We start from the raw sequence: 13,660 nt of genomic DNA on the forward strand, positions 1-13,660 counted from the left end.
CCCCATGGCCGACGTGCTGCGCATCGCAAACTGTAGCGGCTTCTATGGCGACCGCCTGAGCGCGGCGCGCGAGATGGTGGAGGGCGGCCCGATCGACGTCCTCACCGGCGACTACCTCGCCGAGCTGACGTTGATGATCCTGCTGAAGGATCGGCTGCGCGACCCGTCGCTCGGCTGGGCGCGCACGTTCCTGCGCCAGCTGGAGGAGGTCGCGGCGACCTGCAAGGCGCGCGGCATCCGCATCGTCGTCAACGCGGGCGGCCTGAACCCCGGCGGCTGTGCCGACGCCGTGCGGGCGCTCTACCGCAAGCTCGGCCTCGACGCCGTGGTCGCGCACGTCGAAGGCGACGACCTCATGCCGAAGCTCGCCGCGCTCCAGGCGCGCGGCGAGCCGCTCGCGCACCTCGATCGCGGCACGTCGCTCGCGGAGCTGCGTTCGCCGGTGCTCTCGGCCAACGCGTATCTCGGCGGCTGGGGGATCGCCGAGGCGCTCGGGCGCGGCGCCGACGTCGTGATCTGCGGCCGCGTCACCGACGCCGCGCTCACCGTCGGCCCGGCGGCATGGCGCTTCGACTGGAAGCGCGACGACTGGGATCGGCTCGCCGGCGCCGTCGTCGCCGGACACGTCATCGAGTGCGGCGCGCAGTGCACCGGCGGCAACTACAGCTTCTTCCGCGAGGTCCCCGACCTGCGCCATGCGGGCTTCCCGATCGCCGAGATGCACGCGGACGGCAGCTTCGTCGTGACCAAGCACGAGGGGACGGGTGGGCTCGTCAGCGTCGGTACGGTCACGGCCCAGCTGCTCTACGAGATCCAGGGCCTCGACTACCCGAACCCCGACGTCACCGCGCGCTTCGACACCATCCGGCTCGCGCAGGAAGGCCCCGACCGCGTGCGCGTCTCCGGCGTGCGCGGCACGCCGCCGCCGCCGACCACGAAGGTCTGCATCAACTACCCCGGCGGCTACAAGAACAGCATGACGTTCGTGCTGACCGGGCTCGACGTCGAGGAGAAGGCGCGGCTCGCGGAGGAGACGCTGTGGGCGGCCGTGGGCGGGCGCGAGCAGTTCGCCGAAACGCGCGTGTCGCTGTCGCGCGCGGATCGGCCGGATCCGGCGAGCAACGAAGCCGCCTTCGCGTATCTCACCATCGCGGTGAAGGATCCCGACGCGGCGAAGGTCAGCCGCGCGGCGTTCTCGAACCACGTCGTCGAGATGGCGCTCGCGAGCTATCCCGGGTTCTTCATGACGACGCTGCCGCAGGGCGAGTCGCAGATCGGCGTGTACTGGCCGGCGCTGGTGCCGTCGACGGACGTGGAGCAGGTCGTCGTGCTCGGCGACGAGCGCGTCCCGATCGCGCCCGTGCTGCCGCCCGATCGCCACGCCGCGCCGCCGCCGGCCGCGGCACCGGCGGGCGACGTGCCGGCAGGCCCGACGCGCGACGTTCCGCTCGGCACCATCTGCGGCGCGCGCTCGGGCGACAAGGGCGGCAACGCGAACGTCGGCCTCTGGGTGCGCAGCGAGCCCGCCTACCGCTGGCTCGCCGGGTACCTGACGGCCGATCGACTTCGCGAGCTGCTGCCGGAGGCGCGCGGGCTCGCCGTCGAGCGCTACGCGCTGCCGAACCTGCTGGCGCTGAACTTCATCGTGAAGGGGTTGCTCGGCGATGGCGTCGCCGCGTCGTTGCGTGTCGATCCGCAGGCGAAGAGCCTCGGCGAGTACGTGCGCGCGCGCGTCGTGCCGATCCCCGTCGTGCTGCTCGAGGCGCTGCCGCCCCGTTGACAGGGACGCGGCGTCGCGTCACACATCGAGTTTCCGATAACGATTCTCGTTTCGTGTGGAACCCGCGTGTAGACCGTCGCTTCCATGGTCCAACGCGCCACGGCACCCGAGGAGGAGTACCCATGGCCGCCCACGTCCAGCAGCCCGCCCCCGACTTCAAGACTGAGGCCGTCGTCGACGGCGCGTTCAAGGAAGTGTCGCTGAGCGACTACAAGGGGAAGTGGCTGATCCTGTTCTTCTATCCGCTCGACTTCACGTTCGTGTGCCCGACCGAGATCCTGGCCTTCAACGATCGCGCGCCGGAGTTCCAGAAGATCGGCTGCGAGGTCGTCGCCGCCTCGATCGACAGCAAGTTCTCGCACCTCGCCTGGACCAACACCCCCCGTAAGGAGGGCGGCATCCAGGGCGTGACCATCCCGCTGCTCGCCGACGTGACGAAGAAGATCGCGTCCGACTACGGCGTGCTGCTGCCCGACGGCGTCGCGCTGCGCGGCCTCTTCGTCATCGATCCGAAGGGCACCGTGCGCTCGATCACGATCAACGACCTGCCGATCGGCCGCTCGGTCGACGAGGCGCTGCGCGTCGTCCAGGCGGGCCAGTTCGCCGACAAGCACGGCGAGGTCTGCCCGGCCAACTGGAAGCCGGGCGGCGACACGATGAAGCCCGACCCGACCGGCTCGAAGGACTACTTCAAGAAGGTCGGCTGAGCCGACCACCTGGGCGCTGCGGCCCCGGGAGGAGCACCGATCCTCCCGGGGCTCGGGCGTCGCGCGCCTCCTCTGTCGGGGTGCGCCGCTGGCCGCGGGCGCGTCCGGAGCGGCCGGCTACTTGCGCATCTGCTCGGAGAGGTAGGTCGTCTCTCCGAGCTTGGCGATGAGACCCAGCTGGGTCTCGAGCCAGTCGACGTGCTCCTCCTCGCTCTCGAGTATCTCCTCGAGCAGCTCGCGGGAGGTGTTGTCGCTCTCGGCGACACAGGTGGCGATGGAGCGGTTCAGCAGCGCGACCGCGTCCATCTCCAGGGCGAGATCCGCCTTCAGCTGCTCGGGGACCGTCTCGCCGATGCTCAGCTTGCCGAGCTTCTGGAGGTTGGGGACGCCCTCCAGGAACAGGATCCGGTCGACCAGATCCTCGGCATGCTTCATCTCCTCGATCGATTCCTTCCGATTCTCCTCGTAGAGCCGCTCGTATCCCCAGTTTTTGCACATCTTCGCGTGCAGGAAGTACTGGTTGATCCCCACGAGCTCTCCCGAGAGGACGTCGTTGAGAGCGTCGATCACCTTCTTGCTGCCCTTCATGCCGCCCTCCTCGTGGTGTGCGAAGTCGGCTCTCGCGTTACCACAGGGGGCCAGACTGGGCCAGCAGGGTACACCCATGCGTCGTCCGGCCGATCGGCGATCGTGGACGAAGCGGAAAGCCGGGTGAGAACGAGTCGCTAGGCGGCGGCGCTCCGGCGCGGGCAACCGTCGATCAGGTGGAAGGCGATGTGGGCCTGGCAGGAGCCGCAGTCGGTACCGGCGCCGTCGCAGCGCCTGGAGACGTCGTCGAGATCGCGGGCACCCGTTCGGATGGCCTCGATCACCTCATGCTCGGAAACGCCGCGGCACACGCACAGGATCATCTGCTGCCGTCCCCCTTGGACTGATCGGGACAGTAGCGATTTTGAAAATCGTTTTCAAGCACTTTCTGCGACGCCCTCGACCTGGGCGAAATGTCTGCCGGATCGCTCGGTTGGACCGCGCGCCGGTCAGGCCGGGACGGCTTCGATTCGCGGGAACAGCGCTTCCGGATTGCTCGTCCGGTGGCCTGCGGCGAACGTCTCGCCCCACGGCCTGCCCAGGTCCGCGAGCGTCCCCGCATCGAGCCCGAGCTGTGCGCCGAGCCGCGCCGCGGTCTCGGGCAGGAACGGCGCCACCAGCTGCGCCGTCACCCGCAGCGCCTCGCAGAGCTCGCGCAGGATGGCGCCGACGCGCGGCCTCTGCGCCGGATCCTTCGCGAGCGAGAAGGGCGCCGTCTCGGTGACGTACTTGTTGGCGTGATCGAGCGCGCGCCACACCGCCTCGAGCGCGCGATGGAACGCGAGCCCGGCGACGTGCTCGTCGAGCTCGCGACGGGCGACCACGAACGCCGCGCGCAACGCGAGGTCCGGTCCCTCGGGAGCGGCCGGCTGCACGACGCCGGCGACGTAGCGCTGCTGCATGGCCAGCACGCGGCTCGCGAGGTTGCCGAGGCCGTTCGCGAGATCGGCGTTGAGCCGCGTGACGAGCGCCTGCTCGCTGAACTCCGCGTCCTGCCCGAACGCCATCTCGCGCAGCAGGTAGTAGCGGAACGCGTCCATGCCGTAGCGCGCCTGCATGTCGAGCGGGCGCACGACGTTGCCGAGGCTCTTCGACATCTTGTCCTGGTTCATCTGCCAGTAGCCGTGCACGTGCAGACGGCGGTAGAGCGGCATCCCGGCGGCCATCAGCATCGTCGGCCAGAAGATCGCGTGCGGCTTCAGGATGTCCTTCGCGATCAGGTGGTGCGCGTGGGGCCACAGCTCGGGACGGCCGGCGGCGTCCAGCGCACTCACGTACGACAGCAGCGCGTCGAACCAGACGTAGGTGACGTAGCGGTCGTCGAAGGGCAGATCGATGCCCCAGGTGAGGCGCGCCTTCGGGCGCGAGATGCAGAGGTCGCCGATCGGCTCGCGCAGCAGCGCGAGCACCTCGCGCCGATAGCCGTCGGGCTGGATGCGCTCGGGCTCGTCCTCGAGGAGCCGTACGAGGCGATCCTGATACTGGCCCATGCGGAAGAAGTAGTTCTCCTCCGCGATCTCGGTGGGCGCGACCTTGTGGTCGGGGCAGAGGCCCCCCACGAGCTCGCGCTCCTGGTAGAAGCGCTCGCAGCCGTAGCAGTAGAGGCCGGTGTAGCGGTCGAAGTAGATGTCGCCGCGCGCATGGATCCCGGCGAGCACGCGCTGCACGAAGGCCGTGTGCGACGGGTCGGTGGTACGTACGAACCAGCCCGGCGTCAGCCCCACCTGCTCCCACGTCGTGCGGAAGAGGCCGCTCACGCGGTCGGCGAAGGCCTTCGGCGTGACGCCGGCCTTCGCCGCGGCCTGCGCGATCTTGTCGCCGTGCTCGTCCGTGCCGGTGACGAAGAACGCGTCACGCCCGCGCTGGCGCCAGAAGCGCACCAGCGTGTCCGCCACCACCGTCGTGTAGGTGTGCCCCAGGTGGGGCTCCGCGTTCACGTAGTAGATGGGGGTCGTGAAGTAGATCGGCGCGTCAGCCATCCGACCCCCGGCGCGCGACGAGGTCTTCCAGGCCGGCTTCGACGCGCTCGCCGTCGGCGAGCCGGAGCACGACCGTCTGCTTGAGGAGGTTCTGCGCCACGACCTGTCCGTTGCCCTTCACGCTCTCCACCTGCGCGCCCATCGCCGGCAGCGATCGGCGCAGCTCCTGATACGTGTCGTACTCGTAGCGCATGCAGCACTTCAGGCGACCGCACTGGCCGGCCAGCTTCGACGGGTTCAGCGACAGACCCTGCGCCTTCACCATCTTCACCGACACCGGCGCGAACTCGCGCAGCCACGACGAGCAGCACAGCTCGCGCCCGCAGACGCCGAGCCCGCCGACCATCTTGGCCTCGTCGCGCGAACCGATCTGGCGCAGCTCGACGCGAGTGTGCAGCGTCTGCGCGAGGTCGCGGGCGAGGTCGCGGACCTCCTGCTTCTCGTCGGCGGCGAAGAACACGGTGACGCGACCGCCGTCGAGCGTGCTCTCGACCTTCACGAGCTTCAGCGGCAGCCGGCGGCTCTTGAAGAGCGCGAGCGCGGTGGCGCGGAGATCGCGCTCGCGCTGGAGGGCGCGATCTTCGCGTGCGAGGTCGCGCCCGTCGGCCTTCTTCACCACCCGCTGCAGCGCACGCCCGGTCGGGCGTAGCCGCGGCGGCACGGCGACGGTCGCCAGCGAGACGCCGCGCTCCGTCTCGACGAGGATGCGGTCGTCGACTTCGAGGTGCAGCAGGCCGGGATCGAAGTCGTAGATCTGCCCGGCCGGGCGAAAGCGGACGCCGACCACCAGGATCGCCTTCGGGGAAGTGGTCTCGTCCTCGTTCATGCGGCCTGACCTGCCGGGTCGCGCTCGATCCGCCGCAGATCGAGCAGCAGGGTCTCGAGGGCGAGCGCCCGGTTCGCGTTGCGCTGTACGGCGTCGACGGTATCACACACGCATTCGAGCTGGCGAAGCACGGCCGGGACGCTGGTGCGGGCGGCGGCCGTGGCGAGCGCCGCCCGGACGTCGGGATTGCGGAGGCGAGCGGCGTCCCCCTCGCAGGCGACGGCCAGGAGATCGCGGTACCAGGCCACGACGACGTCGAGCGCGGCGTCGACGGCGCCCTTGGCCATCGCCTGCGCCAGCGCCGAGCAGTCGACGGCCGCCGCCCGATCCAGCTCGGCGAGCCGCTCGAGGATCGTCGTGCGCAGACCGGCGTCGGCGTCGTCGATCAGCGCGAGCGCCCTGCCGGGCGAGCCCTCGGCGCGGGCGGCCATCGTGGCCGCGGCGTCGGCCTTGACGCCGCGGGCGACGAGCAGCGCCGTCACCTCCGCGGGCTCGAGCGGGTCGAAGCGGATGCGCTGGCAGCGCGAGCGCACGGTCGGCAGGAGCAGCGTCGCACGGGTGGCGACGAGCACGAGAACGGCCGCGCCCGGCGGCTCCTCGAGCGTCTTCAGGAGCGCGTTCTGGCCGTGCTCGTTGAGGCACTCTGCGTCGTCGATGATCGCCACCTTGCGCTCGGCCATCAGCGGCCGCAGCCCGAGCCAGCGCGTCAGCTCGCGTGCCTGCTCGGTGCGGATGTCGCGCCGCTCCTGGTCGCGCTCGACGACCTTCAGGTCGGGATGCGTCCCTGCCGCGACGCGTGTGCACTGCGCGCAGGAGCCGCAGGCGTCGTCGCCGTCGGGCGTCGCGCACAGGAGACGTGCCGCGAAGCCGTCGGCGATCCGCCGCTTCCCGAGTCCGGCGGGGCCGTGCAGCAGGTAGGCTGCGGCGGGCCGGTCGTCGCGCACGGCCGCGCGCAGGCGGCCGACGGCCGCGGCGTTGCCGGCGACGTCGCCGAGCTTCACGAGCGCGTCCCTGCGGCGACGCCGGCGCCGAGCCGCCGCTCGACCTCGCGCGCGATCGCGCCGGCGACCCCGTCCTTCGCCCGCGTGACGTCGACGATGCAGAAGCGCCCCGGCTCCTCGGCGGCCAAGGTGAGAAAGCCCGTGCGCACGCGCTCGTGGAACGCCAGCGGGGCGCTCTCGAAGCGGTCCGTGCCGTGGTCGCGCCCGCGCGCGCGCCGGAGGCCCTCGTCCGGCGGACAGTCGAGCAGGAACGTGACGTCGGGCACGAGGCCGTCGCGGGCCAGGGCGTCGAGCGTGCGTACCGTCGGCAGATCGAGGCCGCGCGCGTGGCCCTGGTAGGCCAGCGTCGAATCGGAGAAGCGGTCGCACAGGACGACGTGCCCGGCGGCGAGCGCGGGACGGATCACCGTCGCGACGTGCTGGGCGCGATCGGCGCAATAGAGGTGCAGCTCGGCGAGCGGCTCGAGCGGGACGGCGTCGTCGCCCAGCAGCAGGCGCCGGATCGCCGCCCCGGCGGGCGTGCCGCCCGGTTCCCGGGTCTCGACTACCGTGCGGCCGGCGGCGCGCAGGTGCTCGGCGAGCAAGCGGACGTGGGTGGACTTCCCGGAGCCCTCCACGCCCTCGAAGGTGACGAACAGCGACACGGTCCTTCGCGTGTATCCGGCCCGGTCGCAGAGGGGCAAGGCGGGACGGGGAGAGCGAAGCCTTTCGGGGCCCTCGTGCTCGCGCGGACGTCGCCGTTCGGCCCGCTATCGGCTCGTGACGCTCGCGCGGATCACGTGTCGGATCGAGGGGCGCTCGAGCTCGACGGCGACGTGTCGCTCACGGACCGGCGGGGCGCCGGCCGGCGGCGCCGGATCGAGCGGCCGCGTCAGTCCGGGAACTCGCGACCGAGGACGAGGCCGATGCCGTAGAGCAGCTGCCGGGGCGAGAACGGCTTCGTGATGTAGTAGTCGGCGCCGAACTTGTAGCCCTCGAGCAGGTCCTCGTCGCCCGACTTGGCGGTGACCAGGATCACCGGGATGCTGGCATGCTGGGGGTTCGACCGGATGCGGTCGAGGACCTCCATGCCGCTCATGGCCGGCATCATGACGTCGAGGAGGATGATGTCGGGGCGCCGGCGCTCCAGGGCGCGGAGCGCGCTCGGGCCGTCCGGGGCGGTCTCGACGCCGAAGCCGCGGGCCTTCAGCAGCGTCTCGACCATGCGGCAGTTCTCGTCGCTGTCGTCGACCACCAGGACGAGGGGCTTCACGGCTCCGGAGGCGGTGGGCTGGACGTCGGTCATGCGCTGCTCGCTCATGGTCGGGTGGTGCCGCTCCGCCGTGCCGGCCGGGGGCTTCGGCAGGTATATCGGCCGCGCTGCCGCCGAGCTTGAGCGCGCCGGCGTTCATCCGGGGTCGTGTACGCCCGCGACCACCGCGCGGCGGGGCAGGGGCAGCATGGCGTCTGCGACGGCGAGGCCTGCGGCGCTCGCCGTGACGCGAGCCGTACCGTCGACGTCGAGCGGCTCCGGAGAGCCGGCGCCGATCCACAACGCCCCGGCGATGTCGAGGCTTCCCGCATGCGTCACCCGCACCCCATCCGCAGCGACGACCGCGCCAATAAACGTGAAGGGCGCGGTGATGTCCAGGCGACCGTCGACGATGAGCAGCCCCGCGCCGTGCGCAGGCCCGGCGACGACGAGGTCGCCCGTCACCAGCGCCAGGGCCGGGGTGGCGGGCGGGGTGGGGACGAGGACGGCCCCCGCGACGGCTCCGGCGGCGACGGCGCGGGCGACGAGCGCCGCGATCGGCGGGCCGCCGACGGCGATCGGCGGCCGGCGTGGGCGAGACGTCGTGGGCGCCCCGCTCGCGATCAGGCGTCGAGCAGTGCAGCGGGCGCGAGCAGCGCCGCGGCGACAGCCGCCCACGCCGGGTCGAAGGGTGCCGGGTCGCGGCCGTCGAGCCCAGCGAAGCGTGCCGGCGATCGATCGGGACCGCGGCGTCGAGCCAGGCCCGGCAGGCACGCCCGGCGTGTCGGCGCGGCGGACGACGGCGTCGAGCAACCGGCCGCCGCCGGCGCGTCCCTCGACGGCGAGCAGCGTGCGCGCGCCGGTACGGCCGGGCCGGGCGCGGCGTCGGCGACGACGGTGCAGCGGGGGCGGCGAGGACGCCATCGTCCGGGGTTCCGGCGGCCTCCGGCCCCGCCTGCTCGGCGTCGAACGTAGCCCGGCGCCAGGCCCGCGACCACCGACGCGAGGCAGCCGTCGGCCTTCACCAGCGCGCGCGCGGCAGCGCAGCAGTTGCGGGTGAGCACCGCCTGGGTGTGCATGAGGTCAGCCACCGCCGACCCGGGGGCAACGCGCGACGGCGACGGCGACCAGCGCGGCGGGCAGCGCGGCGCCGCGCCGCCCGCCGAGAATCCGTCTGCGCGACGCCCGGCGCGGGGCAGTGTGCGCGCCCTGGTCTCTGGCGCCGTCCGCAGCGCGACAGCGCGCGCCGAGCCGCCAGCGCAGCGAGGCCGCCCGGAAGGGCGGGCTCCAGCACCAGCGCCCGCACGCGCGCACGGTCGGCCGCCGGCAGGCCGGCGGCCGGCGCGACGATCTGGTTGCCGCTCGCGTCGAGGAAGCGGAAGCGGCAGGCGCGGACGTCGGCCGCGAGCGGCAACGACTGCGCGCCGATGACGCGGTTCAGGCGTGGCGGGCCGGTGAGGCACTGCCAGCGCGTCACCTCGGCGGAGGAGGCGTTGAGCAGGCCGTCGCCGTCGAGGTCGGCCTGGAGCACCAGGCGATCGGGCGCCGCGCCGGCGAGCGCCTCGATGCCCGCGGCGGCGGGATCGAAGCCGGCGCGGCGGACGTCGAACGCGAACGCCTCGGTGGCGATCACCGCCGTGTCCTCGGCCTCGACCCGCGCGCCCAGCACGACGAGCAGCCGGGCGGCGCCGCCCATCGCCAGCGCGAGCATGCCGAGCACGAGCCCGGCGAGCGCGGCGGCGACGAGCAGCTCGACGAGCGTCATGCCGCGCTCCCGGCTCACGGGAAGACCTCGCTCGTGAGCCCGACGCCGCCGGCGGCCCAGCCGACGTCGGCGGCGAGCGGCGTCGCTTCGCCGCGGCCGTCGCCCGCCGTCCAGTGCCGCACGAACGCCGTGCCGGCGACGACGGGCGCGTCGTCGCCGTTGCCGCGCGCGCCGGCACGCTGCACCTCGAGCGCGTCGACCGCGAGCCCGAGCGCGGCCGTGCGCTCGCGGGCGAGGCGGACGTGGAACGCCGCCGTCGCGGCGGCGGCCGCGAGCCCGGCCGCTGCGGTGGCCGCGAGGACGAGCGCGGCCAACGCTTCGACCACCGATGCGCCGCGCGTGCCGCTCACAGGACCCGCACCCGGCCGCGCTGGTTGACGATCACGCGGCGTACGCCGCTACCCGCCGCGAGCGTGATGGTGGCGTTGTCCGAGGTGCCGGTGGTGCCGAAGCGGACCTGGCCGCTCGCCGGCAGGCCGGCGAAGGTCACGCCCGCCGGCAGCTGGTGCGACTCGACGTCGATCCCGCCCCACTCGCGTACGCGCCACCTGCGCTGGGCCGGGTCGAGGCGCACCTCGATCCGGACGTTGCGCTCGAGCGCCCGTCCGCGTGCCTGGCGCAGCGTGGCTGCGAGACGCTGCGCCGCCGCGCCGAGCCGCACGCTCGCGAGCAGCGGCGGCAGCGACACCGCGCTCGTCCCGAGGACGACGGCCGCGAGCGCCATCGTCGCCACCAGCTCCACCAGGGTGAAGCCCCCGCCCCGCATCAGCATGTACGCCTCCCGAGGGCACGCCGCCGGGGCGGGGCGACGCGTGCACGGACGAGGAGTAGCGGGGGCGCGGCGCCGACGGGAGGGGGCGCGCGCGGATTGTTGGGCCGGCGACGCGCGCTCAGCCGAGCGTCAACGGCAGCCCCAGCTCGGGGCAGTACAGCAGCACGACCGCGCCGAGCGCGAGGAACGGTCCGAACGGGATCGCCGTCGTGCGCATCGCGCGCCGCACCCAGGGGAAGAACGCGCGGCGGCCGAGCATGCGCACGACGCGCCGTCGCTCGGCGCGGCCACGGGCGGTGAAGAGCACGCCGACGCCGGCCACCGAGCCGGTGAGCGAGGCGATGACGAGGATCAGCGGGATCGCCTGCCAGCCGAGGAACGCGCCGATCATGGCGAGCAGCTTGACGTCGCCGAAGCCCATGCCCTCGACGCCGGTCGCGCGCTCGTAGCTCCAGGCGACCAGCCACAGGACGCCGCCGCCGACGAGCGCGCCGAGCCCGGCGCTCCACAGGCCGACGCCGCCGGGCACGAAGGCCGACACCAGGAGCCCGATGCCGATGCCGGGCAGGCTCACCTCGTCCGGGATGAAGAGGTGGTCGAGGTCGATGCAGGTGACGAGCAGCAGCGTCGCCGTCAGCGCGAAGGCGACGAGGGCCCACGGCGTCCAGCCGAAGCGCCAGAGCGCGGCGACGGCGAGCAGGCCGGTGGCGAGCTCGATCAGCGGGTAGCGCGCCGCGATCGGTGCCGCGCACGTTCGGCAGCGGGCGCGCAGCAGCAGCCAGGACAGGACGGGGACGTTGTCGTACCAGGCGATCGGCGTCCGGCAGCAGGGGCAGCGCGAGCCGGGCGTGACGACCGACTCGTCTTCGGGAATGCGGTGGATGCAGACGTTGAGGAAGCTACCGATGGCCGCGCCCACCCAGAAGGCGAACCCGATGGTCAGCCACGTGGGCTGCGGCAGCGAGGCCGGAAGCGGGAGCATGCTGGCGAGATGCGGCGTCACGGCTAGCGGGCGTGCGGCAGGGGGTCAACTTGCGGTCGCGGGGGCTCTATCGGATCGCGCGCGTCGGTTCTTGAAGGCGGGGTGCGCGCCCAAAAAGCAAAACGGGGGGGCGGGTGAAACCCGCCCCCCCGGCTCGCGTCAGGTGACGTCGGTCAGCTCGTCCAGTTGCAGGTCATGTTCGGCGAGCCTGCCGCGGGGCTGCTCGTCCAGGTGCAGCTGCCCGGGGCCGACGCGTGCTCGGCGGTGCAGTCGAAGGACGTAGCCGTCGCCGTGCACGAGCAGGTCACGCCGTCGGACACGGAGACGCCCGGCAGACCGCCGCAGTCGCCGGCGAGGTACTCGTTCTCGTCCACGAAGTAGGCTTCCTGGCCGGTCGCGGCGTTGCGCAGGTCGGTCTGGACCCGGCTGCGGAAGCCGCGCTCGCGGTACGCCGCGAACTGCGGGATCGCGATGGCGGCCAGGATGCCGATGATGGCCACCACCACCAGAAGCTCGATGAGCGTGAAGCCCTTCGACTTCTTCCTCTTCAACTTGGAAACCGTCTTACGCATGCTCTTCCTCCGTTCGTGTTGATGATCGTCCCGACTCTAGTGTTCGAGACCGCCGTCCCGGCGCTGCTCCCACGAGGAGCAAGCCCGGTGCCATCGACCATTCGCGTGGCGATCGCGCCCTGCGCGTGAGGCCGTTGGGGTTTTCCCTGTCGTGCCGCGCACCCGCCGTGCGGAACGGCTCGCGGCCATCGTCACTGTCGTAACGGGTGCCATGATCGTGACCGTCTCGCCCCGCTACTGGATCACCGAGCCGAGCTTGAAGATCGGCAGGTACATCGAGACCACGAGGCCGCCGATCACCACGCCGAGGAACAGGATCACGGCGGGCTCCAGCAGCGACATGAGATTCGCGACCGTGTTGTCGACCTCGTCGTCGTAGAAGTCGGCGATCTTGCCGAGCATGGCGTCGAGCGCGCCCGTGGTCTCGCCGACCGCGATCATCTGGCAGACCATGGGCGGGAACACCTTCGCCTCGATCAGCGGCTCCGCGATCGTGCGCCCGCTGGCGATGCTCTGCCGCGCCTCGAACAGCGCCTTCTCGATCACCTTGTTGCCCGCCGTGCGGGCCGTGATGTTGAGCGCGTCGAGGATCGGGACGCCCGACGAGACGAGCGTCGAGAGCGTGCGCGTGAAGCGCGCCACCGACGACTTGCGGATCAGCTCGCCGAACACCGGGATGCGCAGCGCGATGCGGTCGATCTGCATGCGCCCTTTGTCGGTGCGGTAGGCCATGCGGAAGCCGACGGCGGCGATCACCGGGATCATCGCCAGGTACCAGACGTAGGCGATCACGAAGTTCGAGAGATTGATCACGAACTGCGTGGGCGCGGGCAGGTCGGCGCCGAAGCTCTGGAAGACCTCGGCGAACACGGGGATCACGAAGATCAGCAGGATGGCCGTGACCAGCACCGCGGCCATCACGATGCAGGCCGGGTAGATCATCGCGCCCTTGATCTTGCTCTTCAGCTGCGCGGCCTTCTCGAGGTACTGCGCCAGGCGCTGCAGGATCGTGTCGAGGATACCGCCGATCTCGCCGGCCTGGACGAGGCTCGTGTAGAGCTCGCTGAACACCGTCGGGTGCTTCTTGGCGGCGTCGGCGAGCGTGCTGCCCGACTCGACGTCGTCCCGCAGGTCGTTGATCGTCTTGCGGAAGACCTTGTTCTCGGTCTGGCCGGCGAGGATCTGCAGGCACTGCATGATCGGCAGGCCGGCGTTGATCATGGTCGCGAACTGGCGCGTGAAGATGACGATGTCGCGTCCCTTCACCGCGGCGCCGAGCGACGGCAGCTTGAGCTCGTAGTCGAGCCCCTTGCCCTTCTCCTTGATCTTGGCGGGAATCGGCTGGATGCGCTGCGTGCGCAGGCGGATGATCACCGCCTCGCGGCTGGTCGCCTCCATCTCGCCGGCGAGCGTCTCACCCTTCGGCGAGACCCCGGCCCACTTGTACATCGCCATCG

Annotated in this window: 15 protein-coding genes and 1 pseudogene; 2 read left to right on the plus strand and 14 right to left on the minus strand. The window is 72.0% G+C overall.

Annotated elements, in window-relative coordinates; genetic code table 11:
- Positions 1–4 precede the first annotated feature (4 nt).
- Both KIT14_05915 and KIT14_05920 read left to right on the plus strand, forming a co-directional pair.
- A complete protein-coding gene (locus KIT14_05915) occupies positions 5–1,780 on the plus strand; it encodes a DUF1446 domain-containing protein (protein ID MCW5890072.1) in 1,776 nt (591 codons plus the stop codon).
- A gap of 122 nt (positions 1,781–1,902) precedes the next feature.
- The gene (locus tag KIT14_05920; protein MCW5890073.1) at positions 1,903–2,487 is read left to right on the plus strand and encodes a peroxiredoxin; all 585 of its coding nucleotides are present in this window, start codon (positions 1,903–1,905) and stop codon (positions 2,485–2,487) included.
- A 117-nt stretch (positions 2,488–2,604) separates the two neighbouring features.
- Here the strand turns inward: KIT14_05920 and bfr are convergent, their stop codons facing one another.
- The 14 genes and pseudogenes from bfr to KIT14_05990 form a co-directional block, all read right to left on the minus strand.
- A complete protein-coding gene (gene bfr, locus KIT14_05925; GenBank protein ID MCW5890074.1) occupies positions 2,605–3,075 on the minus strand; it encodes a bacterioferritin in 471 nt (156 codons plus the stop codon).
- A gap of 137 nt (positions 3,076–3,212) precedes the next feature.
- Positions 3,213–3,398, minus strand: a complete 186-nt coding sequence (locus KIT14_05930) for a (2Fe-2S)-binding protein (protein MCW5890075.1) — start codon at positions 3,396–3,398, stop codon at positions 3,213–3,215.
- A gap of 126 nt (positions 3,399–3,524) precedes the next feature.
- Positions 3,525–5,054, minus strand: a complete 1,530-nt coding sequence (metG, locus tag KIT14_05935) for a methionine--tRNA ligase (protein MCW5890076.1) — start codon at positions 5,052–5,054, stop codon at positions 3,525–3,527.
- The gene (locus KIT14_05940) at positions 5,047–5,880 is read right to left on the minus strand and encodes a stage 0 sporulation protein (GenBank protein ID MCW5890077.1); all 834 of its coding nucleotides are present in this window, start codon (positions 5,878–5,880) and stop codon (positions 5,047–5,049) included. The genes metG and KIT14_05940 overlap by 8 nt, the downstream gene beginning before the upstream one ends.
- Entirely contained in the window at positions 5,877–6,881 is a 1,005-nt protein-coding gene (holB, locus tag KIT14_05945) for a DNA polymerase III subunit delta' (GenBank protein MCW5890078.1), read from the minus strand. The genes KIT14_05940 and holB overlap by 4 nt, the downstream gene beginning before the upstream one ends.
- The gene (tmk, locus tag KIT14_05950) at positions 6,878–7,519 is read right to left on the minus strand and encodes a dTMP kinase (protein ID MCW5890079.1); all 642 of its coding nucleotides are present in this window, start codon (positions 7,517–7,519) and stop codon (positions 6,878–6,880) included. The genes holB and tmk overlap by 4 nt, the downstream gene beginning before the upstream one ends.
- A 233-nt stretch (positions 7,520–7,752) precedes the next feature.
- On the minus strand, positions 7,753–8,166 hold the full coding sequence (locus KIT14_05955; protein MCW5890080.1) for a response regulator: 414 nt from the start codon (positions 8,164–8,166) through the stop codon (positions 7,753–7,755).
- Between the two features lie 102 nt (positions 8,167–8,268).
- The gene (locus tag KIT14_05960; GenBank protein MCW5890081.1) at positions 8,269–8,790 is read right to left on the minus strand and encodes a hypothetical protein; all 522 of its coding nucleotides are present in this window, start codon (positions 8,788–8,790) and stop codon (positions 8,269–8,271) included.
- Positions 8,791–9,133: 343 nt separating this feature from the next.
- A complete protein-coding gene (locus KIT14_05965) occupies positions 9,134–9,895 on the minus strand; it encodes a prepilin-type N-terminal cleavage/methylation domain-containing protein (protein MCW5890082.1) in 762 nt (253 codons plus the stop codon).
- Complete coding sequence (locus KIT14_05970) at positions 9,892–10,227, minus strand: hypothetical protein (protein ID MCW5890083.1); 336 nt, start codon at positions 10,225–10,227, stop codon at positions 9,892–9,894. Before KIT14_05970 ends, KIT14_05965 begins: the two co-directional genes overlap by 4 nt.
- The gene (locus KIT14_05975) at positions 10,224–10,649 is read right to left on the minus strand and encodes a GspH/FimT family pseudopilin (protein MCW5890084.1); all 426 of its coding nucleotides are present in this window, start codon (positions 10,647–10,649) and stop codon (positions 10,224–10,226) included. Before KIT14_05975 ends, KIT14_05970 begins: the two co-directional genes overlap by 4 nt.
- Before the next feature lie 118 nt (positions 10,650–10,767).
- Positions 10,768–11,631 (minus strand): prepilin peptidase, encoded by an 864-nt coding sequence (locus tag KIT14_05980; protein ID MCW5890085.1) that lies wholly within the window; start codon positions 11,629–11,631, stop codon positions 10,768–10,770.
- 455 nt (positions 11,632–12,086) lie between these two features.
- A pseudogene (locus KIT14_05985) lies at positions 12,087–12,203 on the minus strand (type II secretion system protein).
- Between the two features lie 234 nt (positions 12,204–12,437).
- Positions 12,438–13,658, minus strand: a complete 1,221-nt coding sequence (locus KIT14_05990) for a type II secretion system F family protein (GenBank protein ID MCW5890086.1) — start codon at positions 13,656–13,658, stop codon at positions 12,438–12,440.
- Positions 13,659–13,660: the final 2 nt, after the last annotated feature.

The organism is bacterium, assembly GCA_026129405.1.
Taxonomy (GTDB): Bacteria; Desulfobacterota; Binatia; order DP-6; family DP-6; genus JAHCID01.